This is a genomic window from Xanthobacter autotrophicus ATCC 700552, assembly GCF_043194565.1.
GTDB lineage: Bacteria > Pseudomonadota > Alphaproteobacteria > Rhizobiales > Xanthobacteraceae > Xanthobacter > Xanthobacter autotrophicus_F.
Genome location: NZ_JBAFVS010000025.1, coordinates 14,738 through 37,818, shown reverse-complemented (window position 1 = coordinate 37,818; position 23,081 = coordinate 14,738). Strand labels below are relative to the sequence as shown.

Annotated in this window: 15 protein-coding genes; 10 read left to right on the top strand and 5 right to left on the bottom strand. The window is 67.4% G+C overall.

The genetic code is table 11. The annotated features are described in order from the left end of the window. The first annotated feature begins 173 nt into the window (after nucleotides 1-173). Nucleotides 174-1,130, top strand: a complete 957-nt coding sequence (locus tag V5F48_RS20485; protein ID WP_394260162.1) for a 2-hydroxyacid dehydrogenase — start codon at nucleotides 174-176, stop codon at nucleotides 1,128-1,130. A gap of 46 nt (nucleotides 1,131-1,176) precedes the next feature. Here the strand turns inward: V5F48_RS20485 and V5F48_RS20480 are convergent, their stop codons facing one another. Continuing rightward, nucleotides 1,177-1,440 (bottom strand): hypothetical protein, encoded by a 264-nt coding sequence (locus V5F48_RS20480; protein ID WP_394260184.1) that lies wholly within the window; start codon nucleotides 1,438-1,440, stop codon nucleotides 1,177-1,179. Between V5F48_RS20480 and V5F48_RS20475 the strand changes: the two genes are divergently transcribed. Both V5F48_RS20475 and V5F48_RS20470 read left to right on the top strand, forming a co-directional pair. Continuing rightward, nucleotides 1,345-2,256 (top strand): protease inhibitor Inh/omp19 family protein, encoded by a 912-nt coding sequence (locus V5F48_RS20475; protein WP_394260161.1) that lies wholly within the window; start codon nucleotides 1,345-1,347, stop codon nucleotides 2,254-2,256. The two genes, V5F48_RS20480 and V5F48_RS20475, sit on opposite strands and share 96 nt — an antisense overlap. A 377-nt stretch (nucleotides 2,257-2,633) precedes the next feature. Continuing rightward, nucleotides 2,634-3,551, top strand: coding sequence for a TorF family putative porin (locus V5F48_RS20470; RefSeq protein WP_394109729.1), 918 nt, complete (start codon nucleotides 2,634-2,636; stop codon nucleotides 3,549-3,551). Nucleotides 3,552-3,912: 361 nt separating this feature from the next. Here the strand turns inward: V5F48_RS20470 and V5F48_RS20465 are convergent, their stop codons facing one another. The 3 genes from V5F48_RS20465 to V5F48_RS20455 all read right to left on the bottom strand — a co-directional run bounded on the left by V5F48_RS20465 (nucleotide 3,913) and on the right by V5F48_RS20455 (nucleotide 4,894). Then, nucleotides 3,913-4,245, bottom strand: coding sequence for a DUF167 family protein (locus V5F48_RS20465; RefSeq protein WP_394109730.1), 333 nt, complete (start codon nucleotides 4,243-4,245; stop codon nucleotides 3,913-3,915). 17 nt (nucleotides 4,246-4,262) lie between these two features. Continuing rightward, nucleotides 4,263-4,553 carry a YggT family protein gene (locus tag V5F48_RS20460; protein ID WP_282639054.1) on the bottom strand — a complete coding sequence of 97 codons (291 nt, stop codon included), beginning with the start codon at nucleotides 4,551-4,553 and terminating at the stop codon, nucleotides 4,263-4,265. A 113-nt stretch (nucleotides 4,554-4,666) separates the two neighbouring features. Continuing rightward, a complete protein-coding gene (locus V5F48_RS20455; protein ID WP_394260160.1) occupies nucleotides 4,667-4,894 on the bottom strand; it encodes a hypothetical protein in 228 nt (75 codons plus the stop codon). 350 nt (nucleotides 4,895-5,244) lie between these two features. On the opposite strand from V5F48_RS20455, the gene V5F48_RS20450 reads away from it, so the two are divergent. From V5F48_RS20450 to V5F48_RS20440, 3 genes are all read left to right on the top strand, one after another. After that, complete coding sequence (locus V5F48_RS20450; RefSeq protein ID WP_394109733.1) at nucleotides 5,245-6,198, top strand: acetyl-CoA carboxylase carboxyltransferase subunit alpha; 954 nt, start codon at nucleotides 5,245-5,247, stop codon at nucleotides 6,196-6,198. Between the two features lie 245 nt (nucleotides 6,199-6,443). Then, nucleotides 6,444-7,694, top strand: a complete 1,251-nt coding sequence (locus V5F48_RS20445) for a L,D-transpeptidase family protein (RefSeq protein ID WP_463596235.1) — start codon at nucleotides 6,444-6,446, stop codon at nucleotides 7,692-7,694. Between the two features lie 41 nt (nucleotides 7,695-7,735). Beyond that, a complete protein-coding gene (locus V5F48_RS20440; RefSeq protein WP_394260158.1) occupies nucleotides 7,736-8,590 on the top strand; it encodes an FkbM family methyltransferase in 855 nt (284 codons plus the stop codon). 111 nt (nucleotides 8,591-8,701) lie between these two features. Here V5F48_RS20440 and secA read toward each other — a convergent pair whose 3' ends face one another. Then, nucleotides 8,702-11,497: a preprotein translocase subunit SecA gene (gene secA, locus V5F48_RS20435; RefSeq protein ID WP_394260157.1), complete on the bottom strand. Its 2,796-nt coding sequence runs from the start codon at nucleotides 11,495-11,497 to the stop codon at nucleotides 8,702-8,704. Nucleotides 11,498-11,863: 366 nt separating this feature from the next. On the opposite strand from secA, the gene V5F48_RS20430 reads away from it, so the two are divergent. The 4 genes from V5F48_RS20430 to V5F48_RS20415 all read left to right on the top strand — a co-directional run bounded on the left by V5F48_RS20430 (nucleotide 11,864) and on the right by V5F48_RS20415 (nucleotide 22,961). Then, entirely contained in the window at nucleotides 11,864-13,165 is a 1,302-nt protein-coding gene (locus V5F48_RS20430; RefSeq protein ID WP_394260156.1) for an efflux RND transporter periplasmic adaptor subunit, read from the top strand. A gap of 28 nt (nucleotides 13,166-13,193) precedes the next feature. Continuing rightward, nucleotides 13,194-16,403: an efflux RND transporter permease subunit gene (locus V5F48_RS20425; protein ID WP_394260155.1), complete on the top strand. Its 3,210-nt coding sequence runs from the start codon at nucleotides 13,194-13,196 to the stop codon at nucleotides 16,401-16,403. A gap of 174 nt (nucleotides 16,404-16,577) precedes the next feature. Further along, entirely contained in the window at nucleotides 16,578-19,994 is a 3,417-nt protein-coding gene (locus V5F48_RS20420; protein ID WP_394260154.1) for a transglutaminase family protein, read from the top strand. A gap of 420 nt (nucleotides 19,995-20,414) precedes the next feature. Next, nucleotides 20,415-22,961 (top strand): circularly permuted type 2 ATP-grasp protein, encoded by a 2,547-nt coding sequence (locus tag V5F48_RS20415; protein ID WP_394260153.1) that lies wholly within the window; start codon nucleotides 20,415-20,417, stop codon nucleotides 22,959-22,961. The last annotated feature ends 120 nt before the right edge of the window (nucleotides 22,962-23,081 follow it).

Sequence of the window (23,081 nt, the reverse complement as noted above, 5' to 3'; positions counted from 1 at the left end):
GAAGCCGGGATCAAGAGGGAATTTAAAACGATTGAACTTTCATTGAACACCCCCGTGGGATGGGGCTAAACAGGGATTGCTCCCGGCTGGCGCCGGGATACCTTGCGCGCGTTTCCTGAGGCCCCGGGCTTTGGTCCCGGGCCGGATTTGCCAGTGGGAACAGAGAGCCTGCCATGCCCGATCAAGCCCGCCCCGCCGTCCTCCTGACCGGCCCCGTGATGGAAGAGGTGGTGGAGCGCCAGCTCTCCGCCCGCTTCGACCTTCTACCCCTGGAGGCCCTGTCCGACGCGACGGCCGGCGCGGTGCGCGCCATTGCCACGCGCGGCAAGGGGCGGGTGGACGAGGCGCTGATGGCGCGCCTGCCCAATCTCAAGATCGTGGGCAATTTCGGCGTCGGCTACGATACGGTGGATGCCGTCGCCGCCGCCCGGCGCGGCGTGATCGTCACCAACACGCCGGATGTGCTGAACGAGGAGGTGGCCGATCTCACCCTCGGCCTGCTGCTCGCCACGGTGCGGCAGATTCCGCAGGCCGACCGCTTCGTGCGCGACGGCCGCTGGCTGAAGGGGGCCTATCCCCTTGGGCCGACCTTGCGCGGGCGCACCGTGGGTATCCTTGGCATGGGCCGCATCGGCAAGGCCATCGCCCGGCGGCTGGACGCTTTTGGGGTGCCGGTGGTCTATCACAGCCGGCGCCAGCAGCCGGATGTGGACCGGCCCTATTACGCGAGCCTGCTCGACATGGCTCGGGACGTGAGCGTGCTGGTGGTCATCGTGCCCGGCGGGGCCGCCACCCGCCATCTGGTGGATGCGGCCGTGCTCGCCGCGCTGGGGCCGGACGGCATCCTCATCAACGTCGCCCGCGGCACCGTGGTGGACGAGGCGGCGCTTCTCGCCGCGCTGCAATCCGGCACCCTCCTGGCCGCCGGCCTCGATGTGTTCGCGCAGGAGCCCCATGTGCCGGAGGCCTTCTTCGGCCTCGACAACGCGGTGCTGCTGCCGCACGTGGGCTCGTCGACGCACCATACCCGCGCCGCCATGGGCCAGCTGGTGGTGGACAACATCCTTGCCGTCCTGGACGGCAAGGATCCGCTGACCCCGGTGGCAGAGACCCCCTGGCCGAAAGCGTGAAGTGCGTTTCGGCCGTCCGTCCTGGCGCGGGACGGCGTTTGGCCTTTCAGCGGCACGGTTCACCGGACCACAATCGAGCGGCCACGACGCACGACCACGCCGCACGACCACGACGCGCGACCACGACGCACGACCGCGCCGGGAATGAAGCCGGGGGTGAACCGGCACCCGGAAGGTGGTAACGTTCGAGCCCGTGTTCGGCTTCGAGGGCAGGATGGCTCCACGGCATATGGGTCTGGCGGCGGTGCTGGTGCTCGGCGCGCAGATGGGCGCCACGCAGATTAGCGCGACGCAGATTAGCGCCACGCAGATTAGCGCCACGCAGGTGCGCGCCGACGCGACCATGGGCCTGGTCCCGACCGGTCCGCTTCTGGCCGGCCCGCTTCCGGCGGGGGCCTTGGCGGGTGCCCGGCTGGCGCAGCGGGGCGATGCGCCGTCCGGCCCCACGGCGCCCACCGCGGCGCCGCGTCCGCCGGCACCCCCGCGGCTCGATCCCGCCGTGCGGGAAGCCGGCGCGCGGCTGGCTGCGCCGTTCCGGCTGACCAACGCCGACGGCGCGCGGTCCTGCTCCTTTGCGCTGAAGGCGGAGCCGGCCGGACCGGGGCTTGCGGTGGAGTTCGACCGGCAGGCCTGCGCCATCATCGGCTTTTCCGCGCAGGTGGTGGCCTGGCTGCCCGACCCCTCCGGCTCCCTGCGGCTGCTGAATGTTCAGGGCCGTACCGTGGCCGAGTTCACCGAAGCCACCAACGGCAGCTATGAGGCGCTCCGGGAAGGCGATGGGGTGTATTTCCTCGCCAATCCGGCGGCGGCCGACGAAGACACCGGGATCAAGGTGGAAGAGGTCGTGGGCGAGTGGGACCTCGCCCGGCAGGCGGGCACGCCGGTGTGCCGCTGGACCCTGCTGGACCAGCCCGCGACCAACGGCAACGGCAAGGCGCTCGCCATCGCGTCGGGCTGCGATGCCGCCCTGCTGCGCTTCGGCCCCGTGGCGTGGGACATCGAGGGCGGCAATATCCTGGTGCGGGGCGACACCGACACCGCCGTGATCCGCTTCGCACGGCAGGAAGACGGCGGCTGGGCACGGACCCCGGAGCGCGGCCGCCCACTGCTCATGAACCGGCCCTGATACCGGCAGACCTCATTTCGCCCGTCGGACTTCGGCATGGCTCAGGCCTGGCATCGGCCTCGGTCGAGGACGACAGGCCGATGGCATGAGATGCCCGCCTGCAGCGAGTCGCTGTGGCGTGGACGCGTCACCGACCCCGGATGCGCGTATTAAATTACCTCTACACGGGTCTCCAAACTCCTCCACCGTCATATGTTTTTCGTGTCAGGAACCGGTGCTGTCACCGTTTCGACAGAGTGCGTTGCATCTTCGCAACACAGAAATCCAGCATCCATGCGGGTTTGCCCAATTGGGTAGCAACTGCTGCCTGAATTTTCCCATTGGACATGAGGCGGAGACCTGATTTTTATCAGTCTAAATCGCTGCGGGGTACCGTTATGAAGAAGTTTGCAGTCGTTGCCGCCTCTCTGCTCCTGGCCGGAGCCGCATCCGCGGCCGACCTCAGCTCGCCGATGCCGGCGAAGGCTGTTCCGGCTCCCGTGGCTCCCCTGTGGGATATCGCCTTCGGCGTCACCGGTACGTCGGACTATCTCTTCCGCGGTATCAGCCAGACCAACAACAACCCCGCCATCCAGGGCTTCGTCGAACTGCAGCTGTTCGATTGGGTGTATTTCAATGTGTGGGCGTCCAACCAGAATTGGGTGAACACCACCATCGACGGCCTTGGCTACACCGACGGCAACAGCTCGCTGGAAGTCGACTTCTCGGGCGGCCTGCGCCACACTTGGGGCAACTTCGCCCTCGACGTGGGCGCGGTCTACTACACCTATCCCGGCAGCGGCTCCAGCACTGACCCGTACACCGGCCTGAACACCGGGCCCGGCTCCAGCGATTTCAACTACTGGGAAATCTATGCCAAGCCGACCTACACCGTCGCGCCCTGGCTGACCGTCGGCCTGAACCTCTACTGGACCAGCGACTTCGCCTCCACCGGCACGGATGGCACCGCCCTCTCGGGCACCGTGAAGGTTCCGCTCCCCGCGTTCGGTCCCGGCGAAGCGTTCGGCTGGTATGCGTCTGGCGAATTCGGCCATCAGTGGCTGTCCACCAGCGTCTACAATTATGAGGTCAGCTACCTCTTCACCGACCTGAGCTACATCCAGACCATCCCGGGCTACAACTGGTGGAACGTGGGCGTCGCCTTCACCTACAAGGCCGCAACCCTCGACCTGCGCTATTCCGGCACCGATCTCAGCGATGCCGATTGCGGCTTCATGATCAGCAACATCAACTCCTGCGGCAACAAGTTCCTCGCGACCCTGTCGTTCGCGACGTCGCTGAACGCCCTGAAGTGATCTGATCCCGCGTCCCTGACGCTCGAAGGCGCCGCGCGAATCGCGCGGCGCCTTTTTTGTTGTCGCCCCCGCCGTGGCAGGGCGGCCCGTCGAGGGGATGGTCCCCATCGCCTGGACACAGCGTGACGTGGCCGATGGGCCGCAGGTGTCGGGCTCCGCCGGTGCACAAGGCGTTTCGCTGCACAAGGCGTTTCGGTGCTTGAGTGGGTGCGGAGGCGGAGCGGCAACGGCGAACGCGGGCGTTCCAGTCGGCCTCGCGATTGCGAGGGCCCAATCCCTCGGCCGGCGCCCGGCGGAACCTGCTGAGGCGCCGTGCGGGCTTGGGCCGACGGCCGATGGTCCGAGCGCTGAACCTGCGGGCCTATTTCCGCGCCTTGCCTGTGGGCACCACCGCGGCCGCGGTGAGGGTGGCGGCCAGCTCGGCCGCGTTGCCGGCAATACGGAACGTCTTCACCCGGGCTGTGGCGCCGGAGGTGAGCCTGACCTGGGATGCGGCGACCCCCGCCGCCTGCGCCAGCACACGGGTGACGGCCGCCGTCGCCGCGCCGTCCTCCGGCGCGACCTTGACCCTTATCTTAAGGACAGCGCGGCCATCGGACAGTTCCGCGACGCCGTCGAGGGCATCGCGGCCGCCACGCGGGGTGGCGCGCACGCTCACCTCCAGGCCATCGGGCAGGAGCTTCAGGAACGACAAGAGGGCCGGCCCGCCCGTCAGAACGCGATGGGGTAGATGTAGTAGGCGATGACCCGCTCGATGAAGAAAATGATCAGGATCAGCACCATGGGCGACAGGTCGAGGCCGCCGAGGTTGGGCAGGACGGAGCGGATGGGCGCGAGTACCGGCTCGGTGATCCGGTACAGGAACTCGCCCAGGCCGCGGACGAACGAATTGTGGGCGTTCACCACGTTGAACGCCACCAGCCAGGACAGCACCGCTGAGGCGATGAGCAGCCAGACATAAAGCTGAAGAACGAGAAGGATGACGTCGAGCAGCGCGCGCATCGCAGGAAAGGTCCCCGGGGGTTTGCGCGTCAGCAATAGCCCCCCGAGGCGGTTCTGAACAAGGCCGCAAGCCGTCGCCGCGGCCCGGATGGAGGTTTCCCGCCGGACCTGCGTCAGCCCGTCGCGTCCCCGTCCCGCGATCGGCCCGGCTCCGAAAGGGCGCCGGCGCCGGGGGTGCGCTCGGGATCCATCAGGTGAGGCCGGGCGTGGGGACCGGCGGCGGGAAAGTCGTAGTCCGGTGGTGGCGCCGCAGGGGCGGGACCGCGGGAAACCGGCGCGCGGCCGGGCTTTGCGGCCTTGGGCGCGCTCTGCCTTGGAAGGGTGCGTTTGTGGGCGGCCATGGCTGCCTCCATGATGTGACCATGATTGGAGACCAACGCTCTTGTCGCCCCTTGCGTTGCAGCGCCCGCTGCGAAAGGGGCGGCATGGCCTTCACGTTTAGGAGGGGTCACGTTTTAAAGCGGTCTTGCCGGGGCAGGGGCTGACCGCCGCGACCCCGGAGCCTCCGCTCCAGCAGTGACGACCCAGGCGCGCCCGGCTTGCGCGCCGCGCTCGACGCGACAGCCTTGAGTTGCCGGCCTTGAGTTGGCGCCCCTGACTTGGCGCCCTTGACTTGCCGACCCGGCGCGGGCAGCTTCCGGCCCCGTGGGCGGCACCGGCAAGGGGCCTCCTCGAACCATTACGGACCCTCATGCGCAGCTATCTGGACTTCGAGAAGCCGGTCGCCGAACTCGAGGCCAAGGTGGAAGAGCTGCGTGCGCTCGCTTCCGCCGGCGATGGCGTCGCCATCACCGACGAGGTGCAGCGGCTCGAAACCAAGGCCCGCGAGGCGCTCCTGGCCCTCTACGCCACCCTCACCCCCTGGCAGAAGACGCTGGTCGCGCGGCATCCGCAGCGGCCCCATTTCGCCGATTTCGCCAAGGGCCTGTTCGAGGATTTCACGCCGCTCGCCGGCGATCGCAAGTTTGGCGAGGACGAGGCCATCATCGGTGGCTTTGCCCGTTTCCGTGGCGAGGCGGTGTGCGTGCTGGGTCACGAGAAGGGCTCCACCACGGAAACCCGCATCCGGCACAATTTCGGCATGGCGCGCCCCGAGGGCTACCGCAAGGCGGCGCGCATCATGGAACTGGCCGACCGCTTCGCCATCCCGCTGATCTCGCTGGTGGACACCGCCGGTGCCTACCCCGGCATCGGCGCCGAGGAGCGCGGGCAGGCCGAGGCCATCGCCCGCTCCACCGATGCCTGTCTTGCGCTGGGCGCGCCCAATGTGGCGCTGATCATCGGCGAGGGCGGTTCGGGCGGGGCCATCGCCATCGCCACCGCCAACAGGGTGCTGATGATGGAGCACGCCATCTACAGCGTAATCTCGCCGGAAGGCGCGGCCTCCATCCTGTGGCGCGACACCGCGAAGGCGCAGGATGCCGCTACCAACATGAAGATCACGGCGCAGGACCTGCTGAAGTTCGGCATCATCGATTCCATCGTGAAGGAACCGCCCGGCGGCGCCCATCGCGATCCGGAGGCCACCATCGGCGCGGCCGGGGATGCCATCGCCGAAGCGCTGTCGCAGCTCGCCGGCCTCGATGCCCCCGCCGTGCGCAAGGCGCGGCGTGACAAATTTCTCGCAATCGGCCGATCGCTTTAACCATGAACACACGGCCGGTGGCCAATGCCGGCCCGCATCTCATCTTGGCCGTATTTGCCTTATTTTCTCTAGGTCTGTCCAGGCGGCGGCGGCATCGCCCCGCAGGGATCGCGAGGGTGCTAACGCATCGTCAAGGTGGAGGGGCTAACCCTGTCGGTCCATGTGACCGGTACGGACCCAGGAGTTGCGCGGTGAACCGTTTCGCGTCGAACCGTCCGTGGACGGCGTTGTCGTCCCGCATCCGCATGGTGGCCCTGGCCGCCACTGCAGCGCTCGCGCTCGCCGCCTGCAACCAGACCGACGAAGCGGCGCGCAAGGCCAACAAGCCACTCACGCCGGAAATGGTATCCCTGATCGCGAAGAAGGACATGTCGCCGGCGAGCCCGATGCTGGTGCGCATCTTCAAGCAGGAAGCCGAGCTCGAAGTGTGGAAGGCCACCTCCGACGGCTCCTATGCCCTGCTGAAGACCTACCCCATCTGCCGCTGGTCGGGCGAACTTGGACCCAAGGTGCGCGTGGGCGACCGGCAGGCGCCGGAGGGCTTCTACACCATCACGCCCGGGCAGATGAACCCGAATTCCAATTACTACCTGTCGTTCAATCTCGGCTTCCCCAACGCCTTTGACCGCTCCTACGGGCGGACGGGCGAGTTCCTGATGGTGCACGGCGACTGCTCGTCGGCCGGCTGCTACGCCATGACGGACGAGCAGATTTCCGAGATTTTCTCACTGGCGCGGGAGAGCTTTGCCGGCGGCCAGCGCGCGTTCCAGGTGCAGGCCTATCCCTTCCGCATGACGCCGAAGAACATCGCCCGCCACCGCAACAACCCGAACATGGCCTTCTGGCGCAACCTGAAGCAGGGCTACGACCACTTCGAGGTGACCAAGCAGGAGCCGAAGGTGAATGTCTGCGGGCGCGCCTATGTGTTCGACGCCGAGGCCGTGCCCGGCCGCAGCTTCGATGCCAATGCGTCCTGCCCGCCCTATCAGGTTCCGCCCCAGGTTGCGTCTGCCGTGGCCGAGAAGCAGCGCAGCGACGAGGCCCAGGTGGCGGCGCTCGCGCCGTCGGCGCCGCTCGCCCCTGTGCGCACCAATGCGGACGGCGGCATGCACCCGGTGTTTCTCGCCAAGCTCAAGGAACGCGAGAGCGGGCAGATGTCGTTCGCCGAGGCGCCCGGTACGCTGCCCGAGCATGTCAACCCGCCCAAGATGACGCCTGAAAAGGTGGCCCTCGACAGCGATCTGGCGGTGCCCGCCGCTGCTGCGGCCGGCGCCGTGCCTTCTGCCACCACGGCCCCGACCCAGACCACGGGTGCCCCCGTGCCGCCGGTCCGGCCCGCCACCCAGCCGTCCGAGGCGGCGGTACCGGTCCGTTCGGACACGTCCGCCGCGGTGGCACGCAAGCCGGCAACACTTGCCTCCGCTACCAGCATAACGCCGTCCGGCACGCTTCCCGGCGCAGCGTCCAGCATGCCTACGAGCCGTTTTTCCCCATAGGACGGCCGGCGCGCCCGCGTCGGTTTTCGACGGAGGCCGCCTTGACCAATCCATACATTTGCCAGTTGCGCGCTTTGCTGGTGCCCGAGCGGCTGACCGCCGTGGTGGATGTGGGGGCAAACCCCATCGACGGCGAACCGCCCTACAAGGTCATGCTTGAACAGGGGCTATGCCACGTGGTCGGCTTCGAGCCGCAGCCGGACGCCCTTGCCCGGCTCAACGCGGCGAAGGGCGCGCTCGAGACCTATCTGCCCTATGCCATCGGCGCCGGTGGATGGCAGGTGCTCCATGTCTGCCAGTCCCAGGGCATGACCAGCCTCTACGAGCCGGACCCGCGCGCTCTCGCCGCTTTTCCCGGCTTGGCGGACTGGGGGCTGGTCATCAGCCGGGTGGCGTTGGAGACGCGTCCCCTGGCCGCGGTGGCGGAGATTGCCGACCTCGATTTCCTGAAGATGGATCTCCAGGGCGGTGAGCTCGCCGTGATCGAAACCGCCGGGGCGCTGCTCGACCAGGCGGTGTGCGTGCAGGCGGAGGTCTCCTTGATCCCGCTCTACAAGGGCCAGCCCGCCTTCGGAGCAGTCGACCTCGCCCTGAGGGCGCGGGGCTTCGTCCCGCACATGCTGGCAGCCATGAGCCGGCGCATGATCCTGCCGCTGCAACGGCCGGACCGGTTTGCGGCCATCAACCAGATCGTCGAGGCGGATGCAGTCTATGTGCGGAATTTCATGGCGCCTGACGCCATGAGCGCCGAGCAGCTGAAGCAGCTGGCCCTCGTCGCCCACCACATCTACCGCTCATACGACCTGGCGCTCAATTGCGTGGACCATCTGGCCGCCCGCGGCGCGGTCCCGGCCGATGCGGCCACGCGCTATCTTGCGATGATACCGGCGGGCTAGAGCACGCGCCGATCAGATTGAATCAATCCGATCGGATAACGCGTTCTCGCATCTTAGAGCTGGAGCACGCACCGCGGCGCCGGCACGCTGGGCGGCGCCGCAGACGAACCATCAGCCGAAGCGGCCGTGGCAGTGCTTGTATTTCTTGCCGGAGCCGCAGGGACAAGCCTCGTTGCGGCCCACCTTGCCCCAGCTCTCGGGATCGTTGGGATCGCGCTCGGCCACGGCAAGGTCGCCGGACAGGAGCGGTTCCGGCCGGCTGCCCAGTGCCGCGCCGGAGAACGTCATCTCGTCTTCCCCGGTGAAGGGGTCGGCGTGGTGGGCCTCCATCGGCGGAAGCTCTTCCGGCATGGGCTGCTGAGTCACGATCTCCACCCGCATGAGCTGGGCGGTGACCACCTCCCGCAGCCGGTTCAGCAGCGCGGAGAACAGGTTGAAGGCTTCCGACTTGTATTCGTTGAGCGGATCGCGCTGGGCATAGCCGCGCAGGCCAACCACCTGCCGCAGGTGGTCCAGCATGCCGATATGCTCGCGCCAGAGGTGGTCAAGAGTCTGGAGAAGGATGGACTTCTCCACATAGCGCATGATGTCCGGCCCGTATTGGGCGGTCTTGGCGGCCATCAGCTCGTCGGCGCGGCGGATGATGCGCTCGGTGACCTCGGGGCCGGCGATGCCCTCTTCCGTGGCCCAGTCCTTCACCGGAAGGTCGAGGGCGAGGAGTTCCTTCAGCGCGGCGTCGAGGCCGTCCACGTCCCACTGCTCGGGATAGGCGTTCTCGGGGATGAACTTGGCCACGGTCTCGGTGATGAGAGCATGGCGCATGTCCTCCACCGTCTCGGCCACGTCCTCGTCGTTCATCAGCTCCACGCGCTGCTCGAACACCACCTTGCGCTGGTCGTTGAGCACGTCGTCATACTTGAGGACGTTCTTGCGCATGTCGTAGTTGCGCGCCTCGACCTTCTGCTGCGCCTTCTCCAGGGCCTTGTTGATCCACGGATGGATGATGGCCTCACCCTCCTTGAGACCGAGGCGCTGCAGCATGCCGTCGAGCCGGTCCGACCCGAAGATGCGCATGAGGTCGTCGTCCAGCGACAGGAAGAACCTGGAATGGCCGGGGTCGCCCTGGCGGCCGGAGCGGCCGCGCAGCTGGTTGTCGATGCGCCGGCTTTCATGGCGCTCGGTGCCGAGCACGTAGAGGCCGCCGGCCTCCAGCGCCTTCTGCTTCAGCTCTTCCACCTCGGCGCGGATCTTGGATTCCGCCGCGGCGCGCTCGGCGCCGTCCGGCAGGTCCTTCAGCTCGATCTCGATGCGCATGTCGGCCGAGCCGCCGAGTTTGATGTCGGTACCGCGGCCGGCCATGTTGGTGGCGATGGTGATCGCTCCCGGCACGCCCGCCTGGGAGACGATATAGGCCTCCTGCTCATGGTACCGCGCGTTCAGCACCGCGAACGACTTGCCGGAGCGGTCGTTGATGAGAAGTTCGCGGCCGCTGAAGGCGGTCGGGTCGGAAAAGTCCTTCTGCCGGAAGCCGGCCTGCTTCAGCAGCTCGGCCAGAAGCTCCGACTTCTCGATGGAGGTGGTGCCCACCAGCACCGGCTGGCTGCGCTCCGCGCACTCCTTGATCAGCTCGATGATGGCCGCGTACTTCTCGCCGGCGCTGCGGTAGACCTCGTCATCGTCGTCGATGCGGGAAATCTGCACGTTGGTGGGAATCTCCACCACCTCGAGCTTGTAGATGTCGGCAAATTCCGCCGCCTCGGTGTTGGCGGTGCCGGTCATGCCGGACAGCTTCTCGTAGAGGCGGAAATAATTCTGGAAGGTGATGGAGGCCAGCGTCTGGTTCTCGGGCTGGACCTGGACGTGCTCCTTGGCCTCCAGTGCCTGGTGCAGGCCTTCGGAATAGCGCCGGCCCGGCATCATGCGGCCGGTGAACTCGTCGATGATCACCACTTCGTCGTTGCGGACGATGTAGTCCTTGTCGCGCTGGAACAGGGTGTGGGCGCGCAGGGCCTGGTTCACATGGTGGACCACCGAGACATTCTCGATGTCGTAGAGGGAGTCCGACTTCAGCACCCCGGCGGCGCTGAGCATCTGCTCCATCTTCTCCATGCCGGCTTCGGTCATGGAGACGGAGCGCTGCTTCTCGTCCACCTCGTAGTCTTCCTTGGCGAGGCGCGGGATGTAGATGTCGATGGTGTTGTAGAAGTCGGAGCGGTCGTCGAGCGGACCGGAGATGATGAGGGGCGTGCGCGCCTCGTCGATGAGGATGGAATCCACCTCGTCCACGATGGCGTAGAAGTGCGAGCGCTGGACCATCTGGCCGCGTTCGTACTTCATGTTGTCGCGCAGATAGTCGAAGCCCAGCTCGTTGTTGGTGGCGTAGGTGACGTCGCTGGCATAGGCCACGCGCCGCTCGTCGTCGTCCAGGCCATGGACGATGATACCGGTGGAGAGGCCGAGGAAGCGGTAGAGCCGCCCCATCCATTCGGCATCGCGCTTGGCGAGGTAGTCATTCACCGTCACCACATGCACGCCCTTGCCGGCGAGGGCGTTGAGATAGACCGGAAGGGTGGCGACGAGGGTCTTGCCTTCGCCGGTCTTCATCTCGGCGATGCCGCCTTCGTGCAGCACCATGCCGCCGATGAGCTGCACATCGAACGGGCGCATGCCAAGCGCGCGCTTGGCGCCTTCGCGCACGGTGGCGAAGGCGGGCACCAGCAGGTCGTCGAGGGTCTTGCCCTCGGCCAGCTGGCGGCGGAAATCAACGGTGCGCGCCCGGAGCGCCTCGTCGGAGAGGGCTTCCAGCTCCTGTTCCAGCGCATTGATGGCCTGAACGCGGGGACGGTATCCCTTCACCCGGCGATCGTTCGCGGAGCCGAAGAGCTTGCGGGCAAGTCCACCTAACATGAGTTGTGTCTCTGTTCCGATCCGTCAGGTCACAAGGAGGGCGGAGACGAGCCGCCGGACCCTCCGGTAAATGATGCGCCGTTGGACACCTTCAATGCGGCGTCAGCAAGTCCGAAGGGGCGGGGCCGGGCGCAGCGGCAATGCGCGCAGCCCAATCCCGTTCCTCAAGTCCCGCTTCCGTTGATCGGGCAGCGTGCCACGCGGACACTTATGAACGGGTCAGGGCAATGTCAATGCGAGCGGCGATCGCCGCGGCGCTGCCGGAGCGTCTTCAGGTCGTGGGCGCGGTTCGGCCCATTCCTCTCATGGACACGTCATGACCCGGTGCTTAGTATCCGCGCGACTGCGAATATGGGGGAATGCGGTATGGTGGGGGGGATCGGGCTGTCCGGCGGGCTGCGCCACGGCATAGTGGCGCTTGGCGCGGCTTTTCTGCTCTCGGCCTGTGAGGAGAAGAACACCTACGTACCGCCGCCGCCTGCTGCCGTCACCGTTGCCCCCGTTCTGGAAAAGCCGGTCACCCGCTTCCTCGAGCTGACCGGCAACACCGCCGCCATCAATTCGGTGGACCTGGAAGCCCGTGTCCAGGGCTTCCTCACCCAGATCAATTACAAGGACGGCGCCCTCGCCAAGAAGGGCAGCGTCCTGTTCGTGATCGAGCAGGACCAGTACAAGGCCCAGGTGGACCAGGCCAAGGCGCAACTCGCCGCCAACCAGGCCTCGCAGGTGCAGGCCGAGGCCGAATATAATCGCCAGGCCCAGCTCGCCAAGCAGGACTTCGCCTCCCAGGCGACCCTCGACCAGGCCCGCGCCAAGCGCGATTCGGCGGTGGCCGAGGTGGCGAACGCCCAGGCCTCCCTGGTGCTGGCCCAGATCAATCTCAGCTATACCCAGATCACGGCGCCCTTCGACGGCGCGGTCACCGCCCACCTGCAGGACGTGGGCGCTCTGGTGGGCTACAGCGGCCCCACCAAGCTTGCCACCGTGGTCCAGCTCAACCCCATCTGGGTCTGGTTCACCCTGAGCGAGCAGGAGGTGCTGCGCATCAAGGAGCACCTCGCCCGGCGGGGCCTTTCGCTGATCTCCCTCACCCGCGACGTGCCGGACCTCGACATCGAGATCGGCCTCCAGACCGAGACCGGCTATCCCCATCAGGGCAAGATCGATTATGTGGCGCCACAGGTCGACCCCAACCTCGGCACGCTGAGCGTGCGCGGCATTTTCCGGAACGACGATTTCGCGCTGCTGCCGGGCCTGTTCGCACGGGTGCGGGTGCCGCTGGGCGCGGCGCAGACCACCGTGCTGGTGCCCGATGCGGCCCTCAACGCCAATCAGCTCGGGCCCTATGTCCTGACCGTGAACACCGACAATGTGGTCGCCCAGACCCAGGTGACCCTCGGCCAGCTCCAGGCCGATGGGCTGCGCGCCATCCAGACCGGCCTGAAGGCCGGCGACCGCATCATCATCAATGGCATCCAGCGCGCGGTGCCGGGCTCCAAGGTGAAGGTGGAGGCGGGCACGATCGCCGGCATCGCGGCGCCCGCCGTCGACCAGGGGGACAAGCCGCTGGCCAAGCCCGCGGGCGTGGCGCCCGCCGATGCCCCGGCCGTGGCCGCTCCCTCGGTGGCGCCGTCCGTGGCGCCGTCGCCTGCGACACCGAAGAACTGACCCGCTCTCGAAGCAAGAGGCTGCGCCCATGATATCGCGCTTTTTCATCGAGCGGCCGGTCCTCTCGAACGTCCTTGCACTTGTCTTCGTGCTGATCGGCCTGGTCTCGCTCACACGGCTGCCGGTGTCGCAGTATCCGAACATCGTGCCGCCCACGGTGTCGGTCTCGACCTCCTATCCCGGCGCCTCCGCCAAGACCATGATCGACACCGTCGCCCTGCCCATCGAGCAGCAGGTGAACGGCGTCGAGGGCATGTTGTACATGCAGTCGTGGTCGGCCTCCGACGGCACCTACACGCTGATCGTCACCTTCGAAATCGGCGCCGATCCCAACATGGCGCAGGTGCTGGTGCAGAACCGCGTCAACATCGCCCTCGCCTCGCTGCCCACGGCGGTGCAGGCGCAGGGCGTCACCATCCTGCAGAAGGGCACCTCGATCCTCGAGTTCGTGACCCTGATCTCGCCGGACGGGCGCTATGACGGGCTGTTCCTGAACAATTACGCCATCATCAACATCCAGAACGAGCTGGAGCGTGTGGACGGCGTCGCCAATGTGGGCATCTTCGGCACCGGCACCTATGCCCTGCGCATCTGGATGGACCCGGACCGCATGCAGGCCTTCGGCCTGACGCCCCAGGATATTTCCAACGCCATCCAGAAGCAGAGCCAGATCGTCACCCCCGGCCAGCTCGGCATTCCGCCGGCGCCGGACAATGCCTCCTTCCAGTATACGGTGAACATCGCCGGCCGCCTCGACGACGCCAAGGATTACGAGAACATCATCGTCAAGGTGGACAATTCGGACGGCGGCCGCATCGTCCGCATCCGCGATATCGGCCGGGTGGAGCTGGGCGCGCAGAGCTATTCCAAGGATTTCATGCAGGATAATAAGCCTGCTGCCGGTATCGGCGTCTTCCAGCTGCCCGCCGCCAACGCCCTCGACGTGGCGGCGCGCGTGGCCAAGAAGATGGAAGAACTGAAGAAGGATTTTCCCGAGGGCCTCGAATACAGCATCCCCTTCAACACCACCCTGTTCGTGACCGCCTCCATCGACGAGGTCTGGAAGACCCTGTTCGAGGCGGCGCTCCTGGTGCTGGTGGTGATCCTGCTGTTCCTTCAGGACTGGCGGGCCACGCTGGTGCCGGCCACCACCGTTCCGGTGACCATCATCGGTGCGTTCGCGGCCATGGACGCCATGGGCTTCACCATCAATCTGTCCACGCTGTTCGCCATCATCCTGGCCATCGGCATCGTGGTGGACGACGCCATCGTCATCGTGGAGGGCGTGGCGCGCCACATCGAGGAGGGCATGGCGGGGCAGCCGGCCGCCGAGAAGGCCATGGACGAGCTGTTCGGCCCGGTGGTGGGCATCACGCTGGTGCTCATGTCCGTGTTCCTGCCGGCCTCGTTCATTCCGGGCCTGACCGGGCAGATGTTCAAGCAGTTCGCGCTTGTGATCGCCGCCACGGCCTTCATCTCGGCCATCAACGCCGCGACGCTGAAGCCCACCCAATGCGCCCTGTGGCTGCGCAAGCCGGTGCCGCCGGAAAAGCGCAACTTCATCTTTCGCGGCTTCAACAAGATCTACGCCAAGGCGGAGCATGGGTATGCGGGCCTCATCTCCCGCATGGTGCACCACTCCAAGCTCATGGTGATCATCGCCCTGGGGCTCATGGGCGTGGCCGCCTACGGGCTGACCCGCGTGCCCACCTCCTTCCTCCCCATCGAGGACCAGGGCTACTTCCTCGCCCACGTGCAACTGCCGGATGCCTCGAACCTCAACCGCACCAAGAAGGTGATGGCGGAGGTCAGCGATCGCATCGGCAAGGTGCCGGGCGTCGAGACCGTGCTCGCCATCTCCGGCATCTCGGTGCTGGACAATTCGTCCACGCTGTCCAATGCGGGCGTGACCTACATCACCCTGAAGCCATGGTCGGAGCGCTATGCCACCACCGGCCAGGATCTGCTCTCGCTCTACGAGAACCTCAACAAGGCGGTGGCGGACGTGGTGCAGGCGGAGGTGCTGATCCTCGTGCCGCCGGCCATCCAGGGCATCGGCAACGCCGCCGGCTTCACCATGCAGCCGCAGCTTCGCAACGGCAATTTCGACTACCGGCTGCTGGAGCAGATCACCACATCGATGGTGGACAAGGCGCAGGCCCAGTCCGCCCTCGCGCACGTCTCCTCCTCGTTCCGCGCCGGGGCGCCGCAGCTTGAGGTGGAGGTCAACCGGGTCAAGGCGGAGACGCTCGGGGTCACGGTGGGGCAGGTGTTCGACACCATCTCGTCCTATCTGGGCTCAACCTACGTCAACCAGATCAACAAGTTCGGCAACGTGTTCCAGGTCTATGTGCAGGCCGAATCCGGCTATCGCGTCACCCCGACCGACCTTGCCAACCTGAAGGTGCGTACGCCGAAGGGGCAGATGATCCCGCTTGGCACCCTTGTCACCGTGAAGATGGTGCAGGGCCCGCCGCTCATCTCCCTCTACAACCTGTATCCCAGTTCCACCGTGGTGGGCGGCACCGCCCAGGGCTTCTCCTCGGGTCAGGCGCTCTCGCTCATGGAGCAGATCGCCACCGCGACCCTGCCGCCGGGCACGGGCTTCGAGTGGACCGCCATGTCCTACCAGGAGAAGGCGGTCGGCAATCAGATCTACTACGTGTTCGGCCTCGCCATCCTGCTGGTCTACTTCGTGCTGGCCGGCCAGTATGAGAGCTGGATCCAGCCCATGGCGGTGATCCTGGCGGTGCCTTTGGCGCTGCTCGGCACGGTGGGCGCGCTGGTGGGCCTCGGCATCTCCAACAACCTCTACACCCAGATCGGCCTGGTGCTTTTGATCGCCCTTGCCTCCAAGAACGCCATCCTGATCGTGGAGTATGCGCGCGAGAAACGGGCAGAAGGCATGGAGATCGCGGATGCGGCGGTGGAGGCCTCGCGCCTCCGGTTCCGCCCCATCCTCATGACGTCATTCGCCTTCATCCTGGGCGTGCTGCCGCTGGTGTTCGCCACCGGCGCCGGTGCCAATTCCCGCAAGTCCATCGGCATCGCCGTGGTCTCGGGCATGCTGGCGTCCACCTGCCTCGCGGTGCTGTTCGTGCCGTCTTTCTATACGGTGCTGCAGCGGTTCGAGGAGAAGATGAAGGGCAAGAAGAAGTCCGCGGGGAGCGCGCCGCCCGAGCCGCCCGAAACCCCCGCGACCGATGTCAGCGTGCCACCCGCGCCCGCATCTGCCTGATCGGGGCGCGACGTTCCTGCCGAAGCGCGTGACATCTGCCCGTTATGTGGGCAGATGTCGCCGCAAAGTCGCGCTTTCTCCCTATAACGGCCTTGTCTAACCTTGGCCGGAAACCGCCCGCCCCATCCCTTGGGCTGCCCCTAGGGCCAATGCCCGCAGGACCAGGTGCCATATATGTCGATCCTCGCGAGCCTGCATCACGTTACGAGCTACACGTACGAGCGCCCGGTCACCATGGGACCGCAGACCATCCGGCTGCGTCCGGCGCCGCATAGCCGTACTGAGATACCCGCCTATTCGCTCAAGATTTCACCAGCCGAACATTTCATCAACTGGCAGCAGGACCCGTTCGGCAATTGGCTCGCGCGCATCGTGTTCCCGGAGAAGGTGGAGGAGTTCAAGGTCGAGGTGGACCTCCTCGCCAAGCTCGACGTGCTCAATCCGTTCGACTTTTTCGTCGAGGACTATGCCGAGAATTTCCCCTTCACCTACACCCCCGAGCTGAAGGCGGAGCTTGCCCCCTATCTCGAGCTGGAGAACGAGGGCGCCCCCTTCGACGCCTTCGTCGCCGGCGTCTCGCTCGAGCCGCGCCGCATCGTCGATTTCCTGGTGGAGATCAACCAGCTCCTGCAGAAGGAGATCGGCTACGTCATTCGCATGGAGCCGGGCGTCCAGACCCCGGACGAGACCCTCACCAAGAAGCTCGGCTCCTGCCGCGACACCGGCTGGCTGCTGGTTCAGGTGCTGCGCCATCTGGGCCTCGCCGCGCGATTCGTCTCCGGCTACCTGATCCAGCTGAAGCCGGACGTGGCGGCCCTCGACGGCCCCTCCGGCACCGACGTGGACTTCACCGACCTGCACGCCTGGTGCGAGGTCTATGTGCCGGGCGCCGGCTGGATCGGCCTTGACCCCACCTCGGGCCTGCTCTGCGGCGAGGGCCACATCCCGCTCGCCGCCACCCCGCACTACCGGTCCGCCGCCCCCATCACCGGCTATCTGATGGAGAAGACCGAGACCGAATTCGGCTTCGAGATGAGCGTCGCCCGCGTGGCCGAGGCGCCGCGCGTCACGCTGCCGTTCTCGGACGAGACCTGGGCCGCCCTCGACGAACTGGGCCAGACGGTGGATGTGGACCTCAAGGCCGGCGATGTGCGCCTGACCATGGGCGGCGAGCCCACCTTCGTCTCCATCGACGATTATGAATCGCCGGAGTGGAACACGGAGGCCCTCGGCCCGCAGAAGCGGGTGCGCGCGGATGACCTCATCCGCCGCCTGCGCAAGCGCTTCTCCACCGAGGGCGTGCTGCATTACGGCCAGGGCAAGTGGTATCCCGGCGAGACGCTGCCGCGCTGGTCGTTCGACCTGTTCTGGCGCAAGGATGGCCAGCCCATCTGGACCCGCGAGGACCTGATCGCCGACGAAACGGTGGATTATGGCGTCACCGCCGCCGATGCCGAGCGCTTCTGCAAGGCCGTGGCCGAGAAGCTCGGCGTGGGCGAGCAGTTCGTGCACCAGGCGTTCGAGGACAACATCTATTTCATGTGGAAGGAGCAGTGCCTTCCCGAGAACATCGCCCCCGGCGACGAGCGCATGGCCGACGAGGTGCAGCGCCGCATGCTGGCACGCACCTTCAACCAGGGCCTCGCCAACGCCACCGGCTCGGTGCTGCCGCTGGCGCGGGTGCGGACGCCGCAGGGGTCGGTCTGGCGCTCGGAAGCCTGGACCTTCCGCCGCGAATTCCTGTTCCTCATCCCCGGCGAAAGCCCGATCGGATACCGGCTGCCGCTGGAATCCATGCTGTATCTGGCGCCCACGCGCTATCCCTACATCGTGCCCGCCGATCCGTTCGAGCCGCGCGATCCGCTGCCCGACGCCGACGCCTTCACCGGCCGCTACCGCGGCGCGCCGGCAAGCGATGGGGTTGGTGAGCCGGCAAGCGATGTGCGCGAACGCTACCGCATCGCGCCCCGCACCGACGCCCGCGGCGAGGCCTACGGCACCGGCGAGCGCGCGCAGGAGCTGGTGCGCCAGTATCTCGCCAAGAACTCCACCCAGGTCTTCACCGAGGACACCCGCACCGCGCTCTGCGTGGAGCCGCGCGGCGGGCGCCTGTGCGTGTTCCTGCCGCCGGTGGAGGTGCTGGAAGACTATCTGGACCTCATCGCCGCCATCGAGCAGGTGGCCATCGAACTGAACACGCCCATTCATTTCGAAGGCTATCCGCCGCCGTTCGACTACCGCCTCCACGTGATCCGCCTGTCGCCGGATCCCGGCGTGCTGGAAGTCAACGTCCATCCGTCGGACACCTGGGACGGCTGCGTCGAGATCACCCGCATCCTCTATGAGGAGGCCCGCCAGGCGCGTCTGGGCACCGAGAAGTTCATGGTGGACGGCCGCCACACCGGCACCGGCGGCGGCAACCATGTGGTGGTGGGTGGCGCCACGCCGGCCGACAGCCCGTTCCTGCGCCGTCCGGACCTGCTGAAGAGCCTGCTGCTGTTCTGGCAGCGCCATCCTTCGCTCTCCTACATGTTCTCGGGCCTCTTCATCGGCCCCACCTCGCAGCATCCGCGGGTGGACGAGGCGCGGCACGACAGCCTCTACGAGCTGGAAATCGCGCTCTCCAAGATCGGCCTGCCCGGTGCGGCCGAAGGGCCGACGCCGCCGTGGCTGGTGGACCGCCTGCTACGCAACATCCTGGTGGATGTCACCGGCAACACCCACCGCACGGAAATCTCCATCGACAAGCTCTATTCCCCGGACGGCCCCACCGGCCGCCTGGGCCTGGTGGAGTTCCGCTGCTTCGAGATGCCGCCGGACTGGCGCATGAGCCTGGCCCAGCAGCTGCTGCTGCGCGCGCTCATCGCCCGGCTGTGGCACAAGCCGGTCACCGGCAAGTGCGCGCGCTGGGGCACCATCCTCAACGACCGCTTCATGCTGCCCCACTATGTGTGGGCCGACTTCGTGGACGTGCTGGAGGACCTTTCGGACGCCGGCTACAGCTTCGATCCGGAGTGGTTCCGCGCCCAGTTCGAGTTCCGCTTCCCCCATTACGGCAAGGTGCAGCGGGGCGGCGTGGACGTGGAGATCCGCCAGGCGCTGGAATGCTGGCACGTGCTGGGTGAAGAAGGCGTGGTCGGCGGCACCGCGCGTTACGTGGACTCTTCGGTGGAGCGCCTGCAGGTGAAGGTGGAGGGCTTCAATCCCGCCCGCCACATCGTCACCTGCAACGGGCGGCGGCTGCCGCTGGCACCCACGGGCCGCAACGGCACCTTCGTCGCGGGCGTGCGCTACAAGGCGTGGCAGCCCTGGTCGGGCCTGCATCCCACCATCCCGGTCCAGGCGCCGCTCACCTTCGACGTGGTGGACACCTGGAGCGAGCGGTCGCGCGGCGGCTGCCGCTATAACGTGTCGCACCCGGGTGGACGCAGCTACGAGACGTTCCCGGTCAATTCCTATGAAGCCGAGGCGCGCCGCCTCGCCCGCTTCCAGGATTACGGCCACACGCCCGGCACCACCCCTGTGCCGGAGGAGAACGCGCCGGACGAGTTCCCCACCACCCTCGACCTGCGCCGCCCGATCGGCGCGTAAGGCATCGCCGAACCCGGCCTTGGCCCCCGCCTCCTCCCCGTCGGGAGGGGGCGGGGCGAGGGCGATCCGATGGGGCCGCTTTCGGGCTGGGTGAATCTCGTTTGAAATCAAACGTCTGGTGCAGGGTCGCCGGTTGGGCCGGTTGGCCTTGGCGCCCGCTCACCGGGCGGCAGACCGGCCTCCTTCCTTCCGTGGAAGGCCGGGCAAGGGCGGCGCCGGCCGAGGTGCTCCACAGCGGGGCGTCCTCGACCTCTTCCAAAGAAGAGTGCATCCGGCGCCGGGCCGGTCATAATGGGGCGTTCGGGAACGCCGGGCACCTTGCGGGCGTTGCCGTCGGATTGCGCTGCGATTTGATTGGTCGAACGCTCTCTCTCTTAGGCTTAGAGGCGGATTGAGATTTTGGACGGGATCGCTGCGGACATGCCGCCCAAAACGCATCCGGCCGTGGAAGGGGCGATCGTGCCGGGGGCCGAGCAGCGGAGCGAGGTGTTCGAACGGGCGGCGGCGGAAAGCCTCATCGGAGGCTACCGGACCCTGCCGGGCATCCGCGACGAGATGATGGATCAGGACGGCCAGCCGCGCCGCCACTGGATGCCCTTCCTCGCTGCCCTCGCGGAACTCGGCTCCGACGAACTGCGCCGGCGCTTCTCCGCCGCCGATCGCTATCTGCGTGATTCGGGCGTCTTCTACCGCGTCTATGACGATACCGGCGGCGGCGAGCGGCCCTGGTCGCTCAGCCACATGCCCCTGCTCATCGAGGATGCGGACTGGCAGGTGCTGTCCGCCGGCCTCATCGAGCGCGCCGAACTACTGGAAGTGGTGCTTCAGGACCTCTACGGCGCCGGCCATCTGGTCGCCGATGGCGACCTGCCCGCCGCCGCCGTGGCCGGCAGCCCCGAATTCCTGCGGCCGCTGGTGGGCATCAAGCCCGAGGGCGGGCGATTCCTGCGGGTCTACGCCGCGGATGTGGGGCGCGGGCCGGACGGCCGCTGGTGGGTGCTCGCAGATCGCACCCAGGCGCCCTCGGGTGCCGGCTATGCGCTGGAAAACCGTCTCGCCTCCACCCGCGCCCTGCCGGATGTGTCGCGCAACCTCAACATGCAGCGGGTCGCCTCCTTCTTCCAGGCGCTGCGCACCTCGCTGATGAAGCTCGACCGGACCGGGGAGGGGCGCATCGGCCTGCTCAGCCCGGGCCCGCTCAACGAAACCTATTTCGAGCACGCGCTGCTGGCGCGCTATCTCGGCTTCCTGCTGGTGGAGGGCGAGGACCTGACCGTGCGCGGCGATACGCTCCACGTGCGCACGGTGGCGGGGCTGCGGCGCATCGACGTGCTGCTGCGCCGGCTCGATGCCGACTTCGCCGATCCGCTGGAGCTGAATGCCAGATCGCGGCTCGGCGTGCCGGGCCTGGTGCAGGCGGTGCGCATGGGCGGGGTGTCGCTGGCCAATGCGCTGGGCACCGGCATCATCGAGGCGCCAGCCCTGCTCGCCTTCCTGCCGCGCATTGCCACCCGCGTGTTCGGGCGGCCCCTGAAGCTGCCCCATGTGGCCACCTGGTGGTGCGGCCAGCCTGCGGAACGGGCGCAGGTGATGGAGCATCTCGACGAGCTGGTCATCTCCTCGGCCTTCGGCCGCGCCCTGCCGGGCCTGCCGGATGGCGGCTCGGTGCTGGGCGCCGACCTGACCGCCGTCGATCGGCGACGCCTGTCCACCCTGCTCGCCCGGCGCGGCGGCGACGTGGTGGGCCAGGATATCGCGCGCCTGTCCACCACCCCGGTGTGGACCGGCGAGAAGCTGACGCCCCGCCCCTTCATGCTGCGCGTCTTCCTCGCCGCCACCGACAAGGGCTGGACGGTGATGCCCGGCGGCTTCTGCCGCATCTCCTCCGCCCCCGATGCCCGCGCCGTCTCCATGCAGAAGGGCGACCGCTCGGCGGACGTGTGGGTGCTGGCCGACGAGGCGGTGTCGGACACCACGCTTTTGCCAAACTCCGCCAACGTGAAGGTGCGCCGTTCCTCCGGCACGCTGCCGAGCCGGGCGGCGGACAATCTGTTCTGGCTCGGGCGCTATGTGGAGCGCGCCGAGGCCACCCTGCGGCTGTCGCGGGTGCTGGTGGGCCGGCTCGCCGAGAGCGGGGACAGCGGCACCAGCCCGCTGGTCACCCGCCTGCTCGGCCTTCTGGGCGCCTGGGGCGCCATGCCGCGCGATCTCGCCCGGGCAACTCCTGCCCGCTATGCGGTGGCGGTGCTCACCCGCCGCGACGTGCCCGGCGCCCTGCCGCAACTGGTGCAGGCGGCCCGGGCCTCGGCGTCGGTGATCCGCGACCGCTTCTCACCCGACGCCTGGCGGGCGCTGGTGGACCTTGAGGCCTGCGTCGATGCGCCCATTCCCAGCGCGCCGTCCGAAGCGGATGCGGCGGAGCGGGCGGATGCCGCCCTGCGCATCATCGCCGCCTTCTACGGCCTCGCCTCGGAGAATATGAACCGGCTGACCGGCTGGCGGTTTCTGGAGCTGGGCCGGCGCACCGAGCGGGCCATCGGCACCCTGCGCTTCGCCCGCACCTTCGGCGAGCTGGGCGCGCCGCTCGGCTCCCTCGATGCGCTGCTGCAAGTGGCGGACAGCCTCATCACCTACCGCACCCGCTACGTGATGATGGAGGCGCGCGGGCCGGTGCTGGACCTGGTGCTGCTTGATCCGGACAATCCGCGCTCGGTGGCGTTCCAGGTGCACCGCATGGCCAACCACCTGAAGGTGCTGCCGGGCCGCGACCAGGATGCGCCGCCGCCGCTCTGGGAGCGCCTGGTCGCCCGCATGCAGGCGGAGCTGGCCGCGAGCACGGCGGAGAGCTTCGAACCGGCCTGGTTCGACGCCATGGAGAAGATGCTGATGGAGCTTTCCGACGAGATCGCCGCCCATTATTTCCTCCAGGGCCATGCACCGGAGATGACGCACTCGCTGTCCATGTGACATCTCCATGTGACTGCTCCATGTGACTGCTCCGTGTGAGCCCTCCGTGTGAGCGTTCCGTCTGCGCGCAGATCGCGCAGCGGCTGATCGAAAGGGATCCCGGATGTGTTGCATCCGAGG